This window comes from Streptomyces sp. A0958 (genome assembly GCF_004795035.1).
Classification (GTDB): Bacteria; Actinomycetota; Actinomycetes; order Streptomycetales; family Streptomycetaceae; genus Streptomyces.
Genome location: NZ_SSBK01000040.1, coordinates 14,965 through 36,704, shown reverse-complemented (window position 1 = coordinate 36,704; position 21,740 = coordinate 14,965). Strand labels below are relative to the sequence as shown.

Sequence of the window (21,740 nt, the reverse complement as noted above, 5' to 3'; positions counted from 1 at the left end):
ACAGGTCGCAGCGGCGACAGGACCGCCGCCTCATCGGCCACATCTCAGCGTGGGGGCAGAAACTGTGAAGGCTCTCGTACTTTCCGGTGGGGCGGGCACCCGGCTGCGTCCCATCACCCACACCTCGGCCAAGCAGCTGGTCCCGGTGGCGAACAAGCCGGTGCTGTTCTACGGCCTGGAGGCCATCGCGGAAGCCGGTATCACCGAGGTCGGCATCATCGTGGGCGACACCGAGGAGGAGATCCGCGCGGCGGTCGGCGACGGCTCACGCTTCGGCATCGACGTCACCTACATCCCGCAGTCCGAACCCCTCGGCCTCGCCCACGCGGTCCTGGTCGCCCATCGCTTCCTGGGCGACGACGACTTCGTCATGTACCTGGGCGACAACTTCATCGTCGGCGGGATCGCCGGCCTGGTCGAGGAGTTCCGCGCGGACCGGCCCGACGCCCAGATCCTGCTGACCCGGGTGCCCGACCCGACCTCGTTCGGCGTCGCGGAGCTGGACGGGGACGGCAGGGTGGTGGCCCTGGAGGAGAAGCCCGAGTACCCCAAGAGCGACCTCGCGCTCGTCGGCGTCTACCTCTTCACCCGGGCCGTCCACGAGGCCGTCCGCTCGATCCGGCCGTCCTGGCGCGGCGAGCTGGAGATCACCCACGCCATCCAGTGGCTCATCGACCAGCAGTGCGACGTGCGCTCCACCACGATCCGGGGCTACTGGAAGGACACCGGCAACGTCACCGACATGCTGGAGGTCAACCGGACCGTGCTGGAGAGCGTCGAGCCGTGCACCGAGGGCGCCCACGTCGACGGCGAGAGCGAGATCATCGGCCGGGTGCTGATCGAACCGGGGGCCCGGGTCACCCGCAGCCGGATCGTCGGGCCCGCCATCATCGGGACCGGTTCGGTGATCAGCGACGCCTATGTCGGCCCGTTCACCTCGATCTCCCAGAACTGCCGGATCGAGGACAGCGAGATCGAGTACTCCATCGTGCTGCGGGGCGCCTCGATCGACGGGGTGCGGCGCGTGGAGGCCTCGCTGATCGGCCATGACGTCGAGGTGACGCCCGCGCCCCGCAGCCCGTCCGCCCACCGCCTCGTCCTCGGCGACCACAGCAAGGTGCAGATCTCCTCATGACCGACACGCGCATCCTGGTCACCGGCGGCGCCGGCTTCATCGGCTCCCACTACGTCCGTACGCTGCTGGGCCCGGACGGCCCCGGCGACGTCGGCGTCACCGTCCTCGACGAACTCACCTACGCGGGCAATCCGGCCAACCTGGACGAGGTCCGGGACCACCCCGGCTTCGGCTTCGTGCACGGTGACATCTGCGACGCCGGCCTGGCCGCGCGCCTCATGGCCCGGCACGACCAGGTGGTGCACTTCGCCGCCGAGTCCCACGTCGACCGCTCCATCGACGGCGGCGCGGCCTTCGTCCGTACGAACGTCCTCGGCACCCACACCCTGGTCCACGCCGCGCACGAGGCGGGCGTCGGCACCTTCGTCCACGTCTCGACCGACGAGGTCTACGGCTCCATCGACGAGGGCTCCTGGACCGAGACCGAACCCCTCGCGCCCAACTCCCCGTACTCAGCCTCCAAGGCGTCCAGCGACCTCATCGCCCTGGCCCACCACCGCACTCACGGCCTCGACGTGCGGGTCACCCGCTGCTCCAACAACTACGGCCACCACCACTTCCCCGAAAAGGTCATCCCGCTCTTCGTCACCAACCTGCTGGAGGGCCGGCCCGTCCCGCTCTACGGCGACGGCGCCCACGTCCGCGACTGGCTCCACATCGACGACCACGTCCAGGGCATCGAACTCGTCCGCACCAAGGGCCGCCCCGGCGAGGTCTACAACATCGGCGGCGGCACCGAACTCTCCAACAAGGAGCTCACCCGGCTGCTCCTGGAGGCGTGCGACGCCGACTGGGACACCGACGTCACCCACGTCGAGGACCGCAAGGGCCACGACCGGCGCTACTCCGTCGACTGCACCAAGATCCGCGAGGAGCTGGGCTACGCGCCCCGCAAGGACTTCCGCACCGGCCTCGCCGAGACCGTCCAGTGGTACCGCGAGAACCGGTCCTGGTGGGAGCCGCTGAAGGAGAGGGCCGCCCTGTGAGCCCGCGCTGGCTGGTCACCGGGGCCGGCGGCATGCTCGGCCGGGACCTGACGGCCGCGCTCGCCCACGAGGACGCCACCGCCGTCGCCGCGGACCGCGCGGCCCTGGACATCGCCGACCCGGCCCGCGTCCGCGAGGCGTTCGCCGTCCACCGGCCCGCCGTCGTCGTCAACTGCGCCGCCTGGACCGCCGTCGACGACGCCGAGAGCCGGGAGGAGGCCGCGCTGCGGGTCAACGGCACCGGACCCGCCGTCCTCGCCGAGGCCTGCCGCGAGCACGGCAGCGTCCTGCTGCACGTCTCCACCGACTACGTGTTCGCCGGCGACGCCGTCCTGCCGTACGCGGAGGACGCCCCGACCGCCCCGCGCAGCGCATACGGCCGCACCAAACTGGCCGGCGAACGCGCCGTCCTGGAGACCCTGCCCGACACGGGCCACGTCGTGCGCACCGCCTGGCTGTACGGCGCCGGGGGCGCCAACTTCGTCCGTACGATGATCAGGCTGGAGGGCGTCAAGGACACCCTCGACGTGGTGGACGACCAGCGCGGACAGCCGACCTGGACCGTCGACCTCGCCGCCCAGCTGGTCCGGCTCGGCCGGGCCGCGCTCGACGGCACCGCACCGGCGGGCGTCTACCACGGCACCAGCGGCGGCGGGACGACCTGGTACGGCCTGGCCCGGGAGGTCTTCCGGCTGCTGGGCGCCGACCCGGACCGGGTCCGCCCCACCAGCAGCGCCGCCTTCGCCCGCCCCGCGCCCCGGCCGGCCTTCGGCGTGCTCGCGCACGACCGGTTCACGGCCGCCAAGATCGCCCCCATCCGCGACTGGCGTACGGCCCTCGGCGAGGCCTTCCCCGCACTGCTCGCCGCCGAACGCCCCGCTCAGCGCCCGGAGGTACTGAGCGACGGTTCACCGGTCCGGACCCCGGGCACCGCCGCACCGCCCGCCCGCAGCCGCGCGTAGTACGCCTCGCAGGCGGCGTACGAGGGAAGCAGCCCCCGCTCCTCGGCCTCGGCGAGCGACGGGGCCGAGGCGTCCTTCGGGGACAGCAGCGGCACGATGTCCACGGGCCACTCGATGCCCAGGTCCGGGTCGAGCGGGTCGACGCCGTGCTCGCGCTCGGGCGCGTAGCCCTCGGAGCAGAGGTAGAGGACGCACGCGTCGTCCGTCAGCGCCAGGAAGGCGTGGCCCAGCCCCTCGGCGAGGTAGACCGCCCGGTGGTCGGTGTCGTCGAGCCGCACGCCCTCCCACCGCTTGTACGTGGGCGAGCCGGTCCGCACGTCCACGATCACGTCCAGCACCGCGCCCCGCACGCACTTCACGTACTTCGCCTGGCCCGGCGGCACGTCCGCGAAGTGGACCCCGCGCAGCGTGCCCCGGCGGGAACGGGAGAAGTTGGCCTGCGCGAGCCCCAGCCCGTGCCCGGCCGCCGCACCGAGATCCGCCGCCCTGAACCACTCGTGGAAGCTGCCGCGGCCGTCCGGGATGACCTCGGGCTCGTGCACCCAGGCCCCGGGAACGGAGAGCCGGCGCATGCGATCACATCCTCTTCCCAATCCGCCGGGGCCGCCGGACGGCACCGGTACCTCATCTGCAACGAGCCGCAGGGTCGAACAGACACGGAACAGGGCAAAGCGGAGCGAAGCGGGGTCCACGGTACGGAATGCGAAGGCGTCGTTCTCCGCTCTCGCGTAGATTGCGGGCTCCAGCGAGCGAACCTTGGGGGATGCGGGTGTCAGGGGCAAGGCAGGGCGTCACGGAAGCCCGCAGGATCGTGGTCAAGGTCGGTTCCTCCTCCCTCACCACCGCCGCCGGCGGCCTCGACGCCGACCGGGTCGACGCGCTCGTCGACGTACTCGCCAAGGTCCGCGACGGCGGCGAACGCGAGGTCGTCCTCGTCTCCAGCGGCGCCATCGCCGCCGGGCTCGCCCCGCTCGGACTGCACCGCAGGCCCAAGGACCTGGCCCGGCAGCAGGCCGCCGCCAGCGTCGGCCAGGGACTGCTCGTCGCCCGCTACACCGCCTCCTTCGCCCGCTACGGCGTCCGCGTCGGCCAGGTCCTGCTCACCAGCAACGACACCAGCCGCCGCGCCCACTACCGCAACGCCTACCGCACCCTGGACCAACTCCTGGTCATGGGCGCGCTGCCCGTCGTCAACGAGAACGACACCGTCGCCACCGACGAGATCCGGTTCGGCGACAACGACCGGCTCGCCGCGCTCGTCGCCCACCTCGTCCGCGCCGACCTGCTGGTCCTGCTCTCCGACGTGGACGGCCTCTACGACGGCGACCCGAGCATCCCCGGCACCACCCGCATCGCCCAGGTCACCGGCGCCGCCGACCTGGCCGGCGTCAGCATCGGCAGCGCCGGCAAGGCGGGCGTCGGCACCGGCGGCATGGTCACCAAGGTGGAGGCCGCCCGGATCGCCACGGCCGCAGGCATCCCGGTCGTCCTCACCTCCGCGAGCCACGCCGCCGACGCCCTCGCCGGCCGCGACACCGGCACCTACTTCCACCGCACCGGCCGCCGCTCGGCCGGCCGGCTGCTGTGGCTCGCGCACGCCTCCACCCCGCAGGGCTCGCTGACCCTGGACGACGGCGCCGTGGAGGCGGTCGTGGAGCGCCACAGCTCGCTGCTGCCGGCCGGGATCGCGGCGGTCGAGGGCGAGTTCACCGCGGGCGAACCGGTGGAGCTGCGGGACCTGCGGGGCCGGCCGGTGGCCCGCGGACTCGTCAACTTCGACGCCAAGGAGATCCCGCAGCTCCTCGGCCGCTCCACCCGCGACCTCGCCCGGGACCTCGGCCCCGCCTACGAGCGCGAGGTCGTACACAGGGACGATCTCGTCGTCCTGCACGCCTGACGGACGCCTGAAACGGCTGAAAGTCCAGCCATCGGACAGAGACCTTCACGAAAACCGCCCCACACCGGGCCGCGGACTGGTCCACTTTGTAGCAGGGAAACTGCGGGGTACAGCAAAGCAACACATCACAGGAGGCCGCCGGTGAGACGAGCGCGCCCGGGGGCGTCGCCCCGAGGATCGGGTGGCCGCACCCTGACCAGCGTGGGAGCGGGGTCCGGTTTCGACGGGAGCGGGCCCGCGGACCGGAGGGACGAGGGCGCCGCCCGGCCGGAGCCGACACCGGCCGGCCAGGAGCACACCCAGTCGAAGCTGTGGCACGTCACGCTCTGCGTCTCCGGGACCGAGTTCCCGCTGAAGGAGGTCAGACGCGGCCTCGAACAGCTCGCGCACGACCACCCGTTCCTGCTGACCAGCCGCTATGCCAACGACCACGCGGAGATCCGCTACTGGGAGGAGGCCCGCGACCTGCACGACGCGGCGGCGGTGGCCCTGCGGCTGTGGGGCGAGCACCGCTCCAGCGCCGGTCTGCCGCCCTGGGTGATCGTCGGCCTCGAAGTCATCGACCGCGAGACCTACCACCAGCGCGTCGCCGAGGGCTACGGGCCACCCCCGGCCGCCCCGGTCGGCGTCCATCCGTACTGACCGGCGGGCCCCGGCGAAACGGCCGTCTCGCATCACGGGATACGTGGGGAATGCCCGCAGTGTGCGCACTACTCTGCGGGCATGACCACGCTTTCGCCGTACGACAACATGTCTCCGGTGGCCCAGGCCGCCTACCGGGCCCGCTCCGCAGCCGCCGACATCGCGCCACTTCCGCGCGCGGCGAAGGACGACGCGCTGCTGGCGATCGCGGACGCGCTCGAAGTACGGACGAGCGACATCCTCGAAGCCAACGCCGAGGACGTGGCGCGCGCCCGTGAGGCGGGGACCAGCGAATCGGTCGTCGACCGGCTGACCCTCACCCCCGAGCGCATCCGCGCCATCGCCGCCGACGTGCGGGACGTCGCCGCGCTCCCCGACCCGGTCGGCGAGGTCGTGCGCGGCTCGACCCTGCCCAACGGGATCGACCTGCGCCAGGTCCGGGTGCCGCTCGGCGTGGTCGGGATCATCTACGAGGCCCGGCCCAACGTGACGGTGGACGCCGCGGCCCTCTGCCTGAAGTCGGGCAACGCCGTCCTGCTGCGCGGCTCGTCCTCCGCCTTGGCCTCGAACACCGCCCTGGTGCGGGTGCTGCGGGACGCGGTGGGCGGCTCCGGGCTCCCGGCCGACGCGGTGCAGCTGGTGCCGGGCGAGAGCCGCGACTCGGTGCGGGAGCTCATGCGCGCCCGCGGACTGGTCGACGTGCTCATCCCGCGCGGCGGGGCCTCGCTGATCCGCACGGTGGTCGAGGAGTCCACCGTCCCCGTCATCGAGACCGGCACCGGCAACTGCCACGTGTACGTGGACGCGCGGACCGACCTCGACATGGCCGTCGAGATCCTGGTCAACTCCAAGGCCCAGCGCCCCAGCGTCTGCAACGCCGCCGAGACCCTCCTCGTCCACAAGGACGTCGCCGACGCCTTCCTGCCGCGCGCCCTGGACGCCCTGGCCGAGGCCGGTGTGACCGTGCACGGCGACGAACGGGTGCTGGAGTACGCCGAGGGCTCCAAGGCCACCGTGGTGGCGGCGACGCCGGAGGACTGGGAGACCGAGTACCTCTCGTACGACATCGCGGCGGCCGTCGTGGAGTCGCTGGACGCGGCCGTGGCGCACATCCGGCTCTGGTCCTCCGGGCACACCGAGGCGATCGTGACCACCTCGCAGGCCGCGGCCCGCCGCTTCACCCAGTTGGTGGATTCGACCACGGTGGCCGTCAACGCCTCGACGCGGTTCACCGACGGAGGCCAGTTCGGTTTCGGCGCCGAGATCGGCATCTCCACGCAGAAACTGCACGCCAGGGGCCCGATGGGGCTGCCGGAGCTGACCTCCACCAAGTACATCGTGACCGGCGACGGCCACGTCCGGTGAGCTCGTGAGGCGGGAATCCGCCGTCTCCCTGCCCAAAGCGGGCCGCCGGGGCTAGTCTGAAGTCGTGCCGGACGACGTGGGGGGCAGGCCGTTTCCGAACGGCTGGGAGCCCGACGACGACCGCGGGGGCGCGGACGAGGACTTCGCCTCCGTGGTGTTCGACGAGGACTTCGTACGGGCCGCCGAGTTCCACGAACCGACCGCCGTCGAGCGGTTGTTGGCGGCGGCCGAGGCGCGCGCCGAAGCCGATGCCCGCCGCGCCGGCGCCCGCGGCGGCCCCCGGGACGACGAGCTGTACGACGACGGCTACGGGCCGGGCGGCTACGGCGGCCCGCACGGCTACGACGACCGGCTCGACGCGGACGCGGACGAGGACGGCCTCTACGACAGCGGGCCCTACGGGCGCCACGGCGGCTCCCTGCGCCCCTACCGGGGCGCCGCCCGCTGGCACCGGCCGGTCGCCTGGCTGCTGGCCGTCCTGATGGGCATCGGCATGGTCGCCCTGGCCTTCAGCGCCGTATACCGCAACACCTCGGGCAGCCGGCAGGACCAGGTCCCGCCACCGGCCACCACCGGCGTGGACAGCGCCCCGGGCCCCACCTCCGCCCCGTCCGACGCGGACAGCTACTCTCGCCCGATGGTCTCCGCCGTCCCGCGCACCCCCTGATCCCCGGCGCCCCGGCGGAACTCTCCGGTGGTTGCCGGCCGTCACCGCGTTTACGGTCGTCGTGATCGACCCACCCTGAATGTATGACCCCTCACGCGCTCGACGAGGGGACTTCTCACGGAGTCGGGAGAAGTCATGGCACACCGCGGAGACCCACCCGACGGCCCGGCGGAGAACGGCGCGAGCGGTCAGGACGACGAATACGGCTCACTCGTCTTCGACGAGTCCTTCGTGCGGGCCGCCAGGCTGCAGGAATTCTCCGCCCAGGAACGCATGGGCGAGCACGCCCGCGCCGTCCGCACCCTGCACGGGCGGGCCTTTCGCCACGGCTCCCGGATCGCGCTCGCCCTGATGGTCCTGATCGCCATGGCCTTCGGCACCGCCGTCTTCATGGGCCTGCGCCACCCCTACGAGAGCCCGGCCGGCCGACGGGCCGAGCCGCTGCGGATGACCCTCGTCCCCCTCGCCCCGCGCGGCACCGTCCCCGCGGGCACCCCGGCCGCCCTCTTCGCGAGCAGCCCCGCCGCCGACCACCCGAAGGGCAGGGACGGCATCAACCCCCCGGCCGCCCGGGGCACGACCGACTTCTCCGAGAGCCAGGTGACCGCCGCCCTGGCCACCGTCAAGGACTACCTGGTCGCCTCCTCGCTCGACCCCGACGTGCTCAGCGGGAACGCGGTGCGCCCCGTGGAATCACTGCTCGACCCCGACCAGATGGAGCAGTTCGACCGCAGCGTCTCCGAGCCCTATGACGACGGGCAGCACGCCGCGACCGGGTGGCTCGTCCGCTTCGACCCGGCCAGGGTCACCCCGGACCCCGAGATCCGCGTCCGGGGCACCCTGCGATACGTCCAGACGGGGTCCGACGCCCTGGAAGTGGTCTCGGACCACACCTTCACCTACGCGCTGCGCCCCGCCGTCTCCGGACCCCGGCAGGAAGGCGGCGCCTCGCTGTTCACCGTGCGGCGGGAGATGCGCTTCCGGTTCGACCGGGAGGATCTGCGGCTGCACCGCCTGGAGGTGCTGACCAGCTATCTCCAGGCGGGACCGCAGTCCTGCCCGGCCGACGCCTCGGCCGTGCTGCGCCCCCTGCTGGCGGGCGAACGGGCGGTGTCCCGGGGCCCGGCCGGCACCGACCCGTACGCCACGGGCCGGCCCGTCGCCGCGCTCTGCGGAACGCTGGAGGTCAGCTCCCCGCCGTCCCGGGCTCCTGCGAATCCTCAGGGCCCTGCGTCCCCGACGACGGTGCGGAGCCGCCCGTAGCACCGCCCTTGGTACCGCCCCCGCCGGTGAACTTGTCCCGGAGCTTCCCGCCCAGGTCCCCGGCGCCCCCTGCTATGTCGCCGACCAGCTTCATCAGCGGGTCCTTGCTGTTGCGCACCGAATCGGCGTAATGAGAGGCGGACTCCTTGAACGAGTCCGTCACCGAGGTGTCCTTGTCCTCGTCGCGCCGCGGGTAGTGGCCCTCCGTGATCCGCTGGTAGTCACGGCTCTCGGACCACTTCTTCAGCTCGGCCGCGCGGACCGTGGTGAACGGGTGCGAGCGCGGGAGCACGTTGAGGATCTTGAGGACGGAGTCGCGGAGGTCGCCGGCCTTCTCGTACTCGTCGGCCTGGGCGAGGAAGGCGTCCACATTCATCTCGTGGAGGTGATTGCCGCCGGCGATCTTCATCAGGCCGCGCATCGACGCCTGCGAGTCCTGGCCGACCAGCAGCCCGGCCCGGTCCGCCGACAGCTCCGACTTGCGGAACCACTCGCGCAGCGCGGTCACGATCGCCATGATCGCGACGTTGCCCAGCGGAATCCACGCGACCTTGAGCGCCAGGTTGGTGAGGAAGAGCAGGATCGTGCGGTACACGGCGTGGCCGGAGAGGGCGTGTCCGACCTCGTGGCCGATGACCGCCCGCATCTCCTCCTCGTCGAGCAGCTCCACCAGACCCGTGGTCACCACGATGATCGGCTCGTCGAGCCCGATGCACATGGCGTTGGGCCGCGGGTCCTGGTTGACGTACATCGGCGGGACCTGCTCCAGGTCCAGGATGTAACAGGCGTCGCGCAGCATGTCGTTGAGATGCGTGAACTGGGCGTCACTCACCCGGACGGAGTCCGACAGGAAGAGAAGTCGCAGGCTGCGCTCCGGCAGCAGTCCGCTCAGCGCCTTGAAGACGGTGTCGAAGCCGCTCAGCCTGCGCAGGGCGACCAGGGCCGAACGGTCCGCGGGGTGCTCGTAGGCCCGGGAGGAGATTCCCGGGAAACGCTTGCGCTGCCTGCTCGGCACGCTGTCGTGGTTCTGGTGGCTGCTGTCGGTCATAGATGGGCCCCCTGTGTTCGTACGAGACGTCGCTCGCCCCCTGACTCCGCCCAGCCTAGGTGCTGGAGCTACGGTGTGCGGGGGGCTGTGGACAACTGAGGAGACGCCCGACATGCCGCATACCGTTGCTCTGCTCGCCGCCGCTTCCGGGGACCAGGGGCCGGGCAACACGATCCGCATCGTGTTGATCGTCTCCCTCCTGGGAGCCGCCCTGCTGGCCTGGTTCCTGCTGCGCGGATACCGCAACGACGACAACAACGACTGAGTCGGCGTGAGCGTGCCCGGGGCACCCGCATACGATGTCCGCGACGTCTTCCCCCGACTCCCGATCGATAGGTCCTGCCGAAGATGAGCCTCACGAGCACCGCACACCAGCTGGTCACCGTCGCCGCCGAGGGCGAGCACGGTGGCAACCACGAAAGCCTGAGCCCCTACCTCACCGGTGGCGGTGCCTTTGTCGTGCTTCTCCTCCTTCTCTGGATCACCACGCGCTTCAACCGCGACCGCTGAGGCCGAGGCGTACAGCTGTGCCAGTAGGCTCTGCACGCATGGGAGAGCAGGAAGTGCCTACCGGCCACGGCAAACGCCGACTCGGCGTGATGGGCGGGACGTTTGACCCGATCCATCATGGACACCTGGTGGCGGCCAGTGAAGTGGCCGCCCAGTTCCACCTCGACGAGGTGATCTTCGTACCGACCGGGCAGCCGTGGCAGAAGAGCCACAAGCACGTCTCCCCGGCGGAGGACCGCTATCTGATGACGGTCATCGCGACGGCGTCCAACCCCCAGTTCTCGGTCAGCCGGAGCGACATCGACCGCAAGGGCCCCACGTACACGATCGACACCCTGCGGGACCTGCGCGCGGTCCACGGCGAAGCGGACCTCTTCTTCATCACCGGCGCCGACGCGCTCGCCCAGATCCTCACCTGGCGCGACGCCGACGAACTGTTCTCGCTGTCCCACTTCATCGGTGTGACCCGGCCGGGCCATGTGCTCACGGACGACGGGCTGCCGAAGGGGGGCGTCTCCCTGGTGGAGGTGCCCGCGCTGGCGATCTCCTCGACGGACTGCCGCGCCAGGGTCGCCGAGGGGGAGCCGGTCTGGTATCTCGTGCCGGACGGTGTGGTCCGCTACATCGACAAGCGCCAGCTGTACCGCGGCGAGTGAGCCACGGAAAGGGGCACCGGTGAACGACCGACAGAACCCGTACGACCCGTACTACCAGCAGCCGCAGATCATCGGCTACGACGAGTACGGGCAGCCGGTGTACCAGCAGCCGGGTCAGCAGCAGTACGACCCGTACGCGCAGCAGCAGCAGCAACAGCATCAGGATCAGCAGCACCAGCAGCCCCCGCAGCAGGCTCCGCAGGGCGGCGACCAGGGGTACGGCTACGACCCGTACGCCCAGCAGCAGCCCCCCGCCCCGCCGCCGCAGCAGTACGACCCCTACGCGCCCCAGCAGCACCAGGCCCCGCAGCAGGGCTACGGCTACGACGCGTACGGCTACGACACCGGGCAGCAGCCCGCCGCGGTCGACACGACCCAGCAGTGGAGCATCCCGCAGCAGGCCCCCGCTCCTGCTCCCGCACCCGCACCCGCTCCCGCGGCTCCGGCCGCCCCCGCGGAGCCCGAGCCGCAGCCGGCGCCCGAGGCGGCCGTCCCCGGTCAGCGGCGCGGCGGGCAGGACTACCGCACCGAGCAGTTCTCCTTCATCGAGGAGCCCGACGAGGACTCCGAAGACGTCATCGACTGGCTCAAGTTCACCGAGAGCCGCAGCGAGCGCCGCGAGGAGGCGCGCCGCCGGGGCCGCAACCGGATCGTCGCGCTGATCGTCGTGGCGGTCCTGGCCGTCGTCGGCGGTGTCGGCTACCTGTGGTCGGCGGGCAAGCTCCCCGGCATGTCCGGCGGGGAGAAGGAGAACACCGCGACGACCGGTCCGCAGCGGCGGGACGTCATCGTGGTCCACCTCCACAACACCAAGGGCGGCGGTACGTCCACCGCCCTGCTCGTGGACAACGTCACCACCAAGCAGGGGACCACCGTCCTGCTTCCCAACTCCCTCGCCGTCTCCGACGAGGACGGGGGCACCACCACGCTCGGCAAGTCGGTGGACGACGACGGCACGTCCGGGACCCGGGAATCCCTCGACACCCTGCTCGGCACCGACATCAGCGGGACCTGGCGGCTCGACACCCCGTACCTGGAGAACCTCGTCGACCTGGTCGGCAACATCGAGGTCGACACCGACACCGATGTTCCGGGCGCCAAGAAGGGTGCGGACGACCTGGTGAAGAAGGGCGAGGGGCAGACCCTCAGCGGCCCGATGGCCGTCGCGTACGCCACGTACCGCGGTCCCGGCGAGCCCGAGGCCAAGCAGTTGATGCGGTTCGGGCAGGTCATGCGCGGGGTGCTGCGCAAGATGTCCGACGACCCGAAGGCCGCGACCGTCACCGTGCAGACGCTGGCCCAGATCCTGGACCCGTCGCTGCCCGAGAAGGACCTCGGGGCCTCGCTGGCGAAGCTCGCCGAACACGCCAAGATCGGCGCCTACAAGACGGCGCTGCTGCCGGTCCAGGACGACGGCACCCTCACCGACGCGGCCACGGAGAGCGTCGTCAAGGACGTCCTGGGCGGTGCGGTCAAGGCCCCGTCCGCGGACGGGGTGATCCGGGTCGGCATCAAGAACGCCACCGGTGACACCGGCGGTACGGAGTCAGCCCGGGGCAAGCTGGTCAACGGCGGCTTCGCCTTCGTCAACAGCGGGAAGGCCGACGCCGTGGCGTCCTCGCAGGTCGTCTACGCGGAGGCGGCGGACAAGGAGAAGGCGAGCCAGGTCGCCAAGACCCTCGGACTGCCGACGAGCGCGGTGCAGAAGGGCAAGCCGGCCGGGAACGCGGATGTCTCCGTCCTCCTCGGCCAGGACTACAAGGTCGAGTAGCAGGGGGCGGGAGGGCCGGGGCCGGGCGGCTCCGGCCCTCCTCCCGAGAGGTACCGGGGCGACTCCTGGGCGGCTGTCGGAATACGACTGCGTGGACTGTCGGTTCCCCGTGAGACCCTAGGGGTCTATCCGACCGACGACGAAAGCCTGCTTGTGACCGCCACGGACCGCTCCATCGAGCTCATCAACGCCGCCGCTCAGGCGGCCGCCGACCGGCTCGCTCACGACATCATCGCGTACGACGTCAGCGACGTGCTGTCGATCACCGACGCCTTCCTGCTGGCCTCGGCCCCCAACGACCGCCAGGTCAAGTCGATCGTCGACGAGATCGAGGAGCGGCTTCAGAAGGAGCTCGGCGCCAAGCCGGTCCGCCGCGAGGGCGACCGCGACGCCCGGTGGATTCTCCTCGACTACGTCGACATCGTCATCCACGTCCAGCACAGCGAGGAGCGCGTCTTCTACGCGCTGGAGCGGCTCTGGAAGGACTGCCCCGAGATCGCTCTGCCCGAGGACGCCGTCAAGACCCGCGGCAAGGCCGCTGAGCACGCGGAGCTCAACGGCGGCATGGAGGGGGAGCAGAACTGAACGGCAGCAGAAGCGGCAGGGGCCGCAGGATCGTCCTCTGGCGGCACGGCCAGACCGCCTGGAACCTGGAGCGCCGCTTCCAGGGCTCCACGGACATCGAGCTGACCGAGTCCGGCGTCGCGCAGGCCCGCCGGGCCGCCCGGCTGCTCGCCTCGCTGAAGCCGGACGCGATCGTGGCCTCCGACCTGCGGCGGGCCGCGGCCACGGCCGCCGAGCTGGCCGCGGTCACCGGGCTCGACGTCGCCTACGACCCGGCCCTGCGCGAGACCTACGCGGGCGCCTGGCAGGGCCTGACCCACGAGGAGATCGTGGAGCGCTACGGCGAGCAGTACGCCGCCTGGAAGCGCGGCGAGCCGGTGCGGCGCGGCGGCGGCGAGCTGGAGACCGAGGTCGCCGACCGGGCCGCCCCCGTGGTGCTCGGACAGGCCGAGAAGCTGCCCGACGACGGCACGCTCGTCGTCGTCAGCCACGGCGGCACCATCCGGACCACCATCGGCCGGCTGCTGGGCCTGGAGGCGCACCACTGGGAAGGGCTCGGCGGGCTCTCCAACTGTTGCTGGTCCGTGCTGGGCGAGGGCGCCCGCGGCTGGCGCCTGCTGGAGCACAACGCCGGCACCCTGCCGGAACCGGTGCTCGGCGACGACGCCTGACCGGTCCACCCCGAGCCGCCCTCGGGGCGGCGGCGGCCGGATTTCACTTTCCGGCTGGTCACAGGCTAGAGTTCTTCTTGTTCGCAGCGCGGAAACGCAGAGAAACACAGCGGACAGCGGGGCTATAGCTCAGTTGGTAGAGCGCTTGCATGGCATGCAAGAGGTCAGGAGTTCAATTCTCCTTAGCTCCACAATCGAAATCCCGTCCCCGGTCAGGGGGCGGGATTTCTGCTTGCCGCGCCCCCTTCGGCCCCCGCCTCGCACGGCCCCCGACGGTGCGCGCGCAACTCCGCCAGCCGCCCCACGCTCGCCTCGTCGGCCGGTGTGTACGCGACGATCCGGCACTCCGGCAGTCCGTTGACGGTCAGCGAGACCGACGTCAGCCGTATGTCGCCGGCCACCGCCCAGTGCCGGAAGGTCTTCACGCGCCGCCCCGGCGGGGCGACGTCCCCGCTGCGCCACAGCTTCGTGAAGTACGGGCTGGCCGCCGACAGCGCCTCGATGAACGACTCCCAGGCCGGCTCGCCCGCATGGCGTCCGTAGCCGCTGCGCAGGGTCGCCACCATCAGGGGCAGCTCCTGGGAGCGGTGGACGACCGGGCAGGCCCGCTCCGACATCGTGAACAGCGCCCACAGCACGTTCCGCACCCGGGACTCGCCCATGACGGGGACGCCGAAGAGGTCGAGGTAGGCGGGATTGGTCGCCAGGACGTCGTAGCGCGCGTTGTAGACGACCGCGGGGTGCGGGTCGAGCGCGTCGATGATGCCCTGGATCTCCTCGCCGACCTCCAGCGTGTCGGACTCCCTGCCCGGTATGAAGGCGACCCCGGCCAGCTGGTAGAGGTGCTCGCGCTCCGGCGGGTCCAGCCGCAGCGTCCGTGCCACCGCGTCCAGGACCTGGGGGGACGCGTTGATCGGACGGCCCTGTTCCAGCCAGGTGTACCAGGTGACGCCGACGCCGGAGAGCTGGGCGACCTCCTCGCGGCGCAGGCCCGGCGTGCGGCGCCGCAGCCCCGGGGCCATGCCCACGTCGGCCGGGGTCACCCGCGCCCGGCGGCTGCGCAGAAAGGCGGCGAGCTCGGGCCGCCGGCCGGGCGCCGCCCGGCGCCTGCCCTGGTCGCGGCCGTCCGTGCCGGGGGTGGGTCCGCGCCTGTCCTGGCCCCGTCCGTCCGGCCCGGGGGGCGGCTCGCCCCGGGCGGCCCGTTGCGTGTGTGCCGTCCGCTGCTGTTGTGCCGTCACCGTCGTCACGCCCCCATCGTCGGTGCTTCGCCCGGGTGTTGCCAGGTGCTGCCAGTACCAGCATCAGCGGGCTCTCGTTACCCGTATGAGCCCGGCACCAGCCTTGAGGCCATGACCGCGACATCCGAGACGACGGCCTCACGTTCCGTCACCAGTAAAGACCCCACCACTGACAAGGGACCTGCCCGGCTGCTCGCCGTCGTGCTGACGGCCCAGTTCATGGCGATGCTCGACATCTTCATCGTGAATGTCGCCGCCCCGACCATCCGCGCCGACCTCGGCGCATCCGGAGCCGGATTGCAGCTGGTGGTGGCCGGCTACACCGTCTCGTACGCCGTCCTCCTCGTCGCCGGTGCCCGGCTCGGCGGCGTGTTCGGGCACGGCCGCGCGCATCTGGCCGGACTCACGGTCTTCACCGCGGCCTCGCTCGCCTGCGGACTGGCGGCGGGGGAGGAGCAGTTGATCGCCTTCCGGGTGATCCAGGGCGCGGGCGCGGCGGTGATGATCCCGCAGGTGCTCAGCCTGATCCAGCAGCACTTCACCGGGGCGGCGAGGGTCCGGGCGATCGGTGCCTACAGCGCCGTCCTGGCCGTCGGGGCCGCGGCGGGGCAGGTGGCAGGCGGGGTTCTGGTGAGCGCCGACCTGTTCGGGGCGGGCTGGCGGCCGGTCTTCCTGGTCAACGTGCCGATCGGGCTGGCCCTGTTGTGGCTCGGCGTCCGGGTGCTGCCGGGCGAACCGCGTACCGGGCAGGCCCGGCGGGAGGCGCGGGCGCGGGGGTTCGACCCGGTGGGGCTCGTCATGCTCGCCGTGGGTGTCACCCTGCTGACCGTCCCGCTGGTGCTCGGCCAGGAGCTGGGCTGGCCGGACTGGACCTGGATCAGCCTGCTCGCCTGCGTGGCGGTCCTCACCGGTTTCGTGCTGTACGAGACGAGGCTCGCCGCGCGTGGCGGTGCGCCCCTGATCGCGCCCCGCGTGCTCCGGTTGCCCGGGATCGCTCTGGCGGCCCTGCGCATCCTGCTGGTGATGGCCACCAACGGGGGCTTCTTCTTCACGATGACCCTGCACCTCCAGGGCGGACTGGGGTACTCACCGCTGCGCGCGGGGCTCATGTTCGCGCCGACCGCGCTGGTCTTCGGCGCGGCCGGGCTGACCTGGCGGCGGTGGCCCGCCCGGCTCCAGGGGGCCCTGGTCCCCGGCGGCTTCGTGCTGGTGGCGGCCGGTGCGCTGCTGATCGGCCTGGCGCTGCGGGGCGGCGGCGACGGGGGAGGCGGCCTGTACGCGGGTTTCGTGCTCATGGGGGCGGGTATGGCGCTCGGCTTCAGCCCCAATCTCGCGGGTGCCCTGGCGAACGTACGGCCGCAGGACGCCGCCGACGCCAGTGGTCTCCTGGTGACCGTGACGCAGTTGGGGCAGGTCATCGGTGTCGCGACGGTCGGCACGCTCTACCTCAACCGCCTTGCGGCGCCCGGTCCGCAGGGGTCGGGGGAGGCGCTGTGGGCCTGCGAGCCGGCGCTGGCGGCGGCCGCGTGCGCGGGGGCCGCGGCGGGGTTCGTACGGCGACGGCGGCGGGCGGGAACTCCGGCTGGCTGACCCCCTTGCGGGGTCATGGCAGAATCGGACCGCCGGAGGGGGCGACGGACCGAACGGGAGGGTGTGCGCGATGCCTGGGAGCCGCCACGAGGTCCCGAAGCCGCCTCTCTTCCGCCGGAGCCGGAGCTGATCCATGGGTGCACACAGGCGGAAGTGCGACTGGTGCGGCGGTGGTACGCCCATCGTCAGGGACATGGACCCCGTCAACGCGGACTACCAGTACTGGTGCGAGGAGTGCGCGCGGGCGCTGATCATAAAAGGCGACCCTATCGAGACGTACCGGGAGCTGGAGGGGGAGCCGATCTACGGCCGCCTCCTGGAGGAGCACTGCACGCTCAAGCGCTTCTACTCCTTCGCCACGGCCTGACCGCCCCCCTTCCGGCCGGCGGGAACGGACGGACCGGAATCGATTTGGTGGACGGCCGGGGTGACCGGTACTGTTCTCGATGTCGCCAGGGAGACCGGGCGGCGCAACGAGGGGCTATAGCTCAGTTGGTAGAGCGCTTGCATGGCATGCAAGAGGTCAGGAGTTCAATTCTCCTTAGCTCCACAGTGAAGAAGGAACAGCGGGTCGTCCGGATCGGATGGCCCGCTGTTTCGTATGCACGGTTGTCGTAAGCGCTGCTTCGTGGGTGCGGGGTCCATCGCGGGTAACCGCCCGGAGGCGGGCCGGGTCCGTGCGGTACCCTGACGCCATGCGTGCCGTACGCCTTCTGCTTAGCGAGCCGCGCTGATCAGTCCCGACCGGTGAGAATGCCTGGTCGGCATCGGCGCGGCGTCCCCTCCTGTGCGAGGGGATTTTTCGTTTCCGTGGACGCGTGTCCGTGAACGTGGGCGCCGGCAGATGACGATCGATGGAGCTTTGAGGATCATGAGCGAGACGAATTCCGCAGCCGACGTCGCTGCGACGCACCGCTATACGGCAGCGATGGCCGCCGACATCGAGGCACGCTGGCAGGACTTCTGGGACGCCGAGGGCACGTACGAGGCGCCCAACCCGACCGGTGACCTGGCGGGCGACCCGGAGCTGGCCGCCAAGCCGAAGAAGTTCATCATGGACATGTTCCCGTACCCCTCGGGTGCGGGCCTGCACGTCGGCCACCCGCTGGGCTACATCGCCACCGACGTCTTCGCCCGCCACCAGCGGATGACCGGCCACAACGTCCTGCACACCCTGGGCTTCGACGCCTTCGGCCTGCCCGCGGAGCAGTACGCCGTACAGACCGGCACCCACCCGCGGATCTCCACCGAGGCCAACATCGAGAACATGACGGCGCAGCTGCGCCGGCTGGGCCTGGGCCACGACAAGCGCCGCTCGTTCGCCACGATCGAGTCCGAGTACTACAAGTGGACCCAGTGGATCTTCCTGCAGATCTTCAACTCCTGGTACGACACCGAGGCGGACCGGGCCCGGCCGATCGCCGAGCTGGTCGCCCAGTTCGAGAGCGGCGAGCGCGCCACCCCCGACGGCCGCGACTGGAGTGCGCTGAGCACCGCCGAGCGCGCCGACCTGCTGGGTGAGTACCGGCTGGCCTACGCCTCCGACGCCCCGGTCAACTGGTCGCCCGGCCTGGGCACCGTCCTGGCCAACGAGGAGGTCACCGCCGACGGCCGCTCCGAGCGCGGCAACTTCCCCGTCTTCAAGGCCAAGCTGCGCCAGTGGAACATGCGCATCACGGCCTATGCCGACCGGCTGCTGAACGACCTGGACGGGCTGGACTGGCCCGAGGCCATCAAGCTGCAGCAGCGCAACTGGATCGGCCGCTCCGAGGGCGCGCGCGTCGACTTCCCGGTCGACGGCGCGGGCAGCGTCACCGTCTTCACCACCCGCCAGGACACCCTGTTCGGCGCCACGTACATGGTGCTGGCGCCGGAGCACGAGCTGGTCGAGCGGATCATCCCCGCCGCCTGGCCCGAGGGCACCCACCCGGTCTGGACGGGCGGCCACGCCTCCCCGGCCGAGGCGGTCACCGCGTACCGCAAGCAGGCCGCGGCCAAGTCCGACGTCGAGCGGCAGGCCGAGGCCAAGGACAAGACCGGCGTCTTCACCGGCGCGTACGCCACCAACCCCGTCAGCGGCGAGAAGATCCCCGTCTTCATCGCCGACTACGTCCTGATGGGCTACGGCACCGGCGCGATCATGGCCGTACCGGCGCACGACGCCCGCGACTTCGCCTTCGCGCGCGCCTTCGAGCTGCCGATGCGCTGTGTGGTCGAGCCGTCCGACGACCGCGGCACGGACGCCTCGACGTGGGAGGACGCCTTCGCCTCGTACGACGCGAAGCTGGTCAACTCCGCCAACGACGAGGTCTCCCTGAACGGTCTGGGCGTCGCGGACGCCAAGGCCCGGATCACCGAGTGGCTGAAGGAGCACGGCGTCGGCGAGGGCACCGTCAACTTCCGGCTGCGGGACTGGCTGTTCAGCCGCCAGCGCTACTGGGGCGAGCCGTTCCCGATCGTGTACGACGAGGAGGGGATCGCCCACCCGCTGCCCGAGTCGATGCTGCCGCTGGAGCTGCCCGAGGTCGACGACTACTCGCCGCGGACCTTCGACCCGGACGACGCCGACACCCAGCCCGAGACCCCGCTGTCACGCAGCGCGGACTGGGTCAACGTCACGCTGGACCTGGGCGACGGCGCCGGCCCGAAGAAGTACCGCCGCGAGACGAACACCATGCCCAACTGGGCCGGTTCCTGCTGGTACGAGCTGCGCTACCTGGACCCGAACAACTCCGAGAAGCTGGTCGACCCGGCGATCGAGGAGTACTGGATGGGCCCGCGCGAGGGGCAGCCGACCGGGGGCGTCGACCTGTACGTGGGCGGCGCTGAGCACGCCGTCCTGCACCTGCTGTACGCCCGCTTCTGGTCCAAGGTGCTGCACGACCTGGGCCACGTCTCCTCCACCGAGCCGTTCCACAAGCTGTACAACCAGGGCATGATCCAGGCGTTCGTCTACCGGGACAGCCGCGGCATCGCGGTCCCGGCGGCCGAGGTCGAGGAGCGCGACGGGGCCTACTACTACCAGGGCGAGAAGGTCTCCCGCGTCCTGGGCAAGATGGGCAAGTCCCTGAAGAACGCCGTCACGCCCGACGAGATCTGCGGCGAGTACGGCGCGGACACGCTGCGCCTGTACGAGATGGCGATGGGCCCCCTGGACGTGTCGCGGCCCTGGGACACGCGTGCGGTCGTCGGCCAGTACCGGCTGCTGCAGCGCCTGTGGCGCAACATCGTCGACGAGGAGACCGGCGAGGTCACCGTCGTGGACACCGAGCCCGGCGAGGACACGCTGCGCGCGCTGCACAAGGCGATCGACGGCGTCGGCGGCGACATGACCGGCATGCGTTTCAACACGGCCATCGCCAAGGTCACCGAGCTGAACAACCACCTGACCAAGGCGGGCGGGCCGCTGCCCCGCTCCGTCGCCGAGGCCCTGGTGCTGCTGGTGGCGCCGCTGGCCCCGCACATCGCCGAGGAACTGTGGCACCGGCTGGGCCACACCGAGTCCGTCGTGCACCAGGACTTCCCGGTGGCCGACCCGGCGTACGTCGTGGACGAGACCGTGACCTGTGTGGTGCAGGTCAAGGGCAAGGTCAAGGCGCGCCTGCAGATCTCCCCGTCGATCACGGACGCGGAGCTGGAGGCCCTGGCCCTGGCCGACCCGGCCGTCGTCGCCGCGCTGGGCGGGGCGGGCATCCGCAAGGTGATCGTCCGGGCGCCGAAGCTGGTGAACATCGTCCCCGCATAGCCACGGCTGCGGTGGGGAAGGCGTGAGGGCTTTCCCCTACGGGCAGGTTGGGGGTTCCAACAGGACCCCCAACCTGCCCGTTCCGTTTACGGTGGAGGGGACCGGTGAACGCGTGCCGGCGGCCGTCACACCATCCGAGGGGCGCTCATGGAAACCGTGTTCCTGATCCTGGGGCTGCTCGTCGTCGTCTTCATGGCCCTGGGCGTCTACGCGACCGTCAAGGTCGTCGGGGCGGCCAAGCGCGGCGTGGACCGGACGATCACGCAGGCCCGCCGCACCGTCGAGGACACCACCCTGCGGGCGAAGACCTACGGGCAGCTGGGCGCCGGCGCCGAGCTGGCGCAGCTGCGCCTCTCGCTGCGTACGTCGATGCGCGCCACGCAGGACGCGCTGCGGGCGGGTGTGGCGGAGGACGCCTCGCTCTCGGAGTCCCTGGGCCTGTTCGAACGGCTCGGGGTGCACGGCCGGGAGCTGGACGAGGAGCTGAAGGCGCTGGAGCGCGAGCCCGACAAGGCGACGGTCGCCTCGCGGCTGCCGGGCCTGAAGGAGCGCACCGCCCGGATCACCGGTTCCGCCGATGCGCTGCGCTGGGCCGCCCGGGACCGGGCCCGTCAGTTCGCCGACGACGACCTGTCGATGCTGAACGCGCAGATCGACGTGGAGGCGGGGGCGCTGCGGCACTGGACGACGGAGGAGCCGGCGGCACAGCCCGGACGGCCGGCGGACCGGGGCGGGGAGCCGGACGCGCCGGGCGGTGACCGGACACCGCCGGAGGCCATCACGGCCCGGGACCCCCGGCAGCGCACCGCCTACCCGTGGCAGAAGACGGCCCGGCCCGAGACCACGAACTGAGCGCGTCGGGAACTGTGCGGTCACGGTCGCGGCTCCCGCTTCGGGCCGGGGCCCCGGGTGAGTCGGCGCTGCGGCTCTGCCGCGGTGAGTCGGCGGCTTCGGCCCGGCCCCGGGTGAGTCGGCGCTTCGGCCCGGCCCCGGGTGAGCCGGCTGCGACGGAGGTACGCCGGGACCACCG

21 protein-coding genes and 2 tRNA genes are annotated in these 21,740 nt (G+C 71.7%); 20 read left to right on the top strand and 3 right to left on the bottom strand.

Annotated features, from left to right (window positions below; all coding sequences use genetic code 11):
* The first annotated feature begins 64 nt into the window (after nucleotides 1–64).
* The 3 genes from E6P78_RS28100 to rfbD are packed head-to-tail and all read left to right on the top strand — an operon-like array spanning nucleotide 65 to nucleotide 3,083.
* On the top strand, nucleotides 65–1,135 hold the full coding sequence (locus E6P78_RS28100; RefSeq protein WP_136206467.1) for a glucose-1-phosphate thymidylyltransferase: 1,071 nt from the start codon (nucleotides 65–67) through the stop codon (nucleotides 1,133–1,135).
* The gene (gene rfbB, locus E6P78_RS28095) at nucleotides 1,132–2,121 is read left to right on the top strand and encodes a dTDP-glucose 4,6-dehydratase (protein WP_136206452.1); all 990 of its coding nucleotides are present in this window, start codon (nucleotides 1,132–1,134) and stop codon (nucleotides 2,119–2,121) included. The genes E6P78_RS28100 and rfbB overlap by 4 nt, the downstream gene beginning before the upstream one ends.
* On the top strand, nucleotides 2,118–3,083 hold the full coding sequence (gene rfbD, locus E6P78_RS28090) for a dTDP-4-dehydrorhamnose reductase (protein WP_136206451.1): 966 nt from the start codon (nucleotides 2,118–2,120) through the stop codon (nucleotides 3,081–3,083). Before rfbB ends, rfbD begins: the two co-directional genes overlap by 4 nt.
* Here the strand turns inward: rfbD and rfbC are convergent.
* A complete protein-coding gene (gene rfbC, locus E6P78_RS28085; protein ID WP_136206450.1) occupies nucleotides 3,002–3,655 on the bottom strand; it encodes a dTDP-4-dehydrorhamnose 3,5-epimerase in 654 nt (217 codons plus the stop codon). The two genes, rfbD and rfbC, sit on opposite strands and share 82 nt — an antisense overlap.
* A 239-nt stretch (nucleotides 3,656–3,894) precedes the next feature.
* On the opposite strand from rfbC, the gene proB reads away from it, so the two are divergent.
* The 5 genes from proB (at nucleotide 3,895) to E6P78_RS28060 (ending at nucleotide 8,917) form a co-directional block, all read left to right on the top strand.
* Nucleotides 3,895–4,980: a glutamate 5-kinase gene (gene proB, locus E6P78_RS28080; protein ID WP_240799396.1), complete on the top strand. Its 1,086-nt coding sequence runs from the start codon at nucleotides 3,895–3,897 to the stop codon at nucleotides 4,978–4,980.
* 141 nt (nucleotides 4,981–5,121) lie between these two features.
* Nucleotides 5,122–5,622 (top strand): hypothetical protein, encoded by a 501-nt coding sequence (locus E6P78_RS28075; protein WP_136206448.1) that lies wholly within the window; start codon nucleotides 5,122–5,124, stop codon nucleotides 5,620–5,622.
* Nucleotides 5,623–5,703: 81 nt separating this feature from the next.
* Nucleotides 5,704–6,987 carry a glutamate-5-semialdehyde dehydrogenase gene (locus E6P78_RS28070; protein WP_136206447.1) on the top strand — a complete coding sequence of 428 codons (1,284 nt, stop codon included), beginning with the start codon at nucleotides 5,704–5,706 and terminating at the stop codon, nucleotides 6,985–6,987.
* 64 nt (nucleotides 6,988–7,051) lie between these two features.
* A complete protein-coding gene (locus E6P78_RS28065) occupies nucleotides 7,052–7,654 on the top strand; it encodes a hypothetical protein (protein ID WP_136206446.1) in 603 nt (200 codons plus the stop codon).
* A 135-nt stretch (nucleotides 7,655–7,789) separates the two neighbouring features.
* Complete coding sequence (locus tag E6P78_RS28060) at nucleotides 7,790–8,917, top strand: hypothetical protein (protein WP_136206445.1); 1,128 nt, start codon at nucleotides 7,790–7,792, stop codon at nucleotides 8,915–8,917.
* Here the strand turns inward: E6P78_RS28060 and E6P78_RS28055 are convergent.
* Complete coding sequence (locus E6P78_RS28055) at nucleotides 8,841–9,965, bottom strand: M48 family metallopeptidase (RefSeq protein ID WP_136206444.1); 1,125 nt, start codon at nucleotides 9,963–9,965, stop codon at nucleotides 8,841–8,843. The genes E6P78_RS28060 and E6P78_RS28055 overlap by 77 nt on opposite strands.
* 112 nt (nucleotides 9,966–10,077) lie before the next feature.
* On the opposite strand from E6P78_RS28055, the gene E6P78_RS32925 reads away from it, so the two are divergent.
* The 7 genes from E6P78_RS32925 to E6P78_RS28030 all read left to right on the top strand — a co-directional run bounded on the left by E6P78_RS32925 (nucleotide 10,078) and on the right by E6P78_RS28030 (nucleotide 14,328).
* Nucleotides 10,078–10,230 (top strand): hypothetical protein, encoded by a 153-nt coding sequence (locus E6P78_RS32925; RefSeq protein WP_168712722.1) that lies wholly within the window; start codon nucleotides 10,078–10,080, stop codon nucleotides 10,228–10,230.
* Nucleotides 10,231–10,313: 83 nt separating this feature from the next.
* A complete protein-coding gene (locus tag E6P78_RS32920; RefSeq protein WP_018518201.1) occupies nucleotides 10,314–10,475 on the top strand; it encodes a hypothetical protein in 162 nt (53 codons plus the stop codon).
* A 38-nt stretch (nucleotides 10,476–10,513) separates the two neighbouring features.
* Nucleotides 10,514–11,131, top strand: a complete 618-nt coding sequence (gene nadD, locus E6P78_RS28050) for a nicotinate-nucleotide adenylyltransferase (RefSeq protein WP_136206443.1) — start codon at nucleotides 10,514–10,516, stop codon at nucleotides 11,129–11,131.
* Between the two features lie 19 nt (nucleotides 11,132–11,150).
* The gene (locus E6P78_RS28045; protein WP_136206442.1) at nucleotides 11,151–12,902 is read left to right on the top strand and encodes an LCP family protein; all 1,752 of its coding nucleotides are present in this window, start codon (nucleotides 11,151–11,153) and stop codon (nucleotides 12,900–12,902) included.
* 153 nt (nucleotides 12,903–13,055) lie between these two features.
* Nucleotides 13,056–13,487, top strand: a complete 432-nt coding sequence (gene rsfS / locus E6P78_RS28040) for a ribosome silencing factor (RefSeq protein WP_136206441.1) — start codon at nucleotides 13,056–13,058, stop codon at nucleotides 13,485–13,487.
* Entirely contained in the window at nucleotides 13,484–14,137 is a 654-nt protein-coding gene (locus E6P78_RS28035) for a histidine phosphatase family protein (RefSeq protein ID WP_136206440.1), read from the top strand. The genes rsfS and E6P78_RS28035 overlap by 4 nt, the downstream gene beginning before the upstream one ends.
* A gap of 118 nt (nucleotides 14,138–14,255) precedes the next feature.
* Nucleotides 14,256–14,328 (top strand) — tRNA-Ala (locus tag E6P78_RS28030).
* A gap of 21 nt (nucleotides 14,329–14,349) precedes the next feature.
* On the opposite strand, the gene E6P78_RS28025 is transcribed toward E6P78_RS28030, so the two are convergent.
* Nucleotides 14,350–15,201 (bottom strand): helix-turn-helix transcriptional regulator, encoded by an 852-nt coding sequence (locus tag E6P78_RS28025; RefSeq protein ID WP_136206466.1) that lies wholly within the window; start codon nucleotides 15,199–15,201, stop codon nucleotides 14,350–14,352.
* Between the two features lie 285 nt (nucleotides 15,202–15,486).
* On the opposite strand from E6P78_RS28025, the gene E6P78_RS28020 reads away from it, so the two are divergent.
* The 5 genes from E6P78_RS28020 to E6P78_RS27995 all read left to right on the top strand — a co-directional run bounded on the left by E6P78_RS28020 (nucleotide 15,487) and on the right by E6P78_RS27995 (nucleotide 21,562).
* Nucleotides 15,487–16,965 (top strand): MFS transporter, encoded by a 1,479-nt coding sequence (locus tag E6P78_RS28020; RefSeq protein ID WP_240799393.1) that lies wholly within the window; start codon nucleotides 15,487–15,489, stop codon nucleotides 16,963–16,965.
* Between the two features lie 133 nt (nucleotides 16,966–17,098).
* Nucleotides 17,099–17,332 carry a hypothetical protein gene (locus E6P78_RS28015; protein ID WP_136206438.1) on the top strand — a complete coding sequence of 78 codons (234 nt, stop codon included), beginning with the start codon at nucleotides 17,099–17,101 and terminating at the stop codon, nucleotides 17,330–17,332.
* 110 nt (nucleotides 17,333–17,442) lie between these two features.
* Nucleotides 17,443–17,515, top strand: a tRNA-Ala gene (locus E6P78_RS28010).
* 321 nt (nucleotides 17,516–17,836) lie between these two features.
* Nucleotides 17,837–20,710, top strand: coding sequence for a leucine--tRNA ligase (gene leuS, locus E6P78_RS28000; RefSeq protein WP_136206437.1), 2,874 nt, complete (start codon nucleotides 17,837–17,839; stop codon nucleotides 20,708–20,710).
* Nucleotides 20,711–20,857: 147 nt separating this feature from the next.
* The gene (locus tag E6P78_RS27995; RefSeq protein ID WP_136206436.1) at nucleotides 20,858–21,562 is read left to right on the top strand and encodes a hypothetical protein; all 705 of its coding nucleotides are present in this window, start codon (nucleotides 20,858–20,860) and stop codon (nucleotides 21,560–21,562) included.
* The last annotated feature ends 178 nt before the right edge of the window (nucleotides 21,563–21,740 follow it).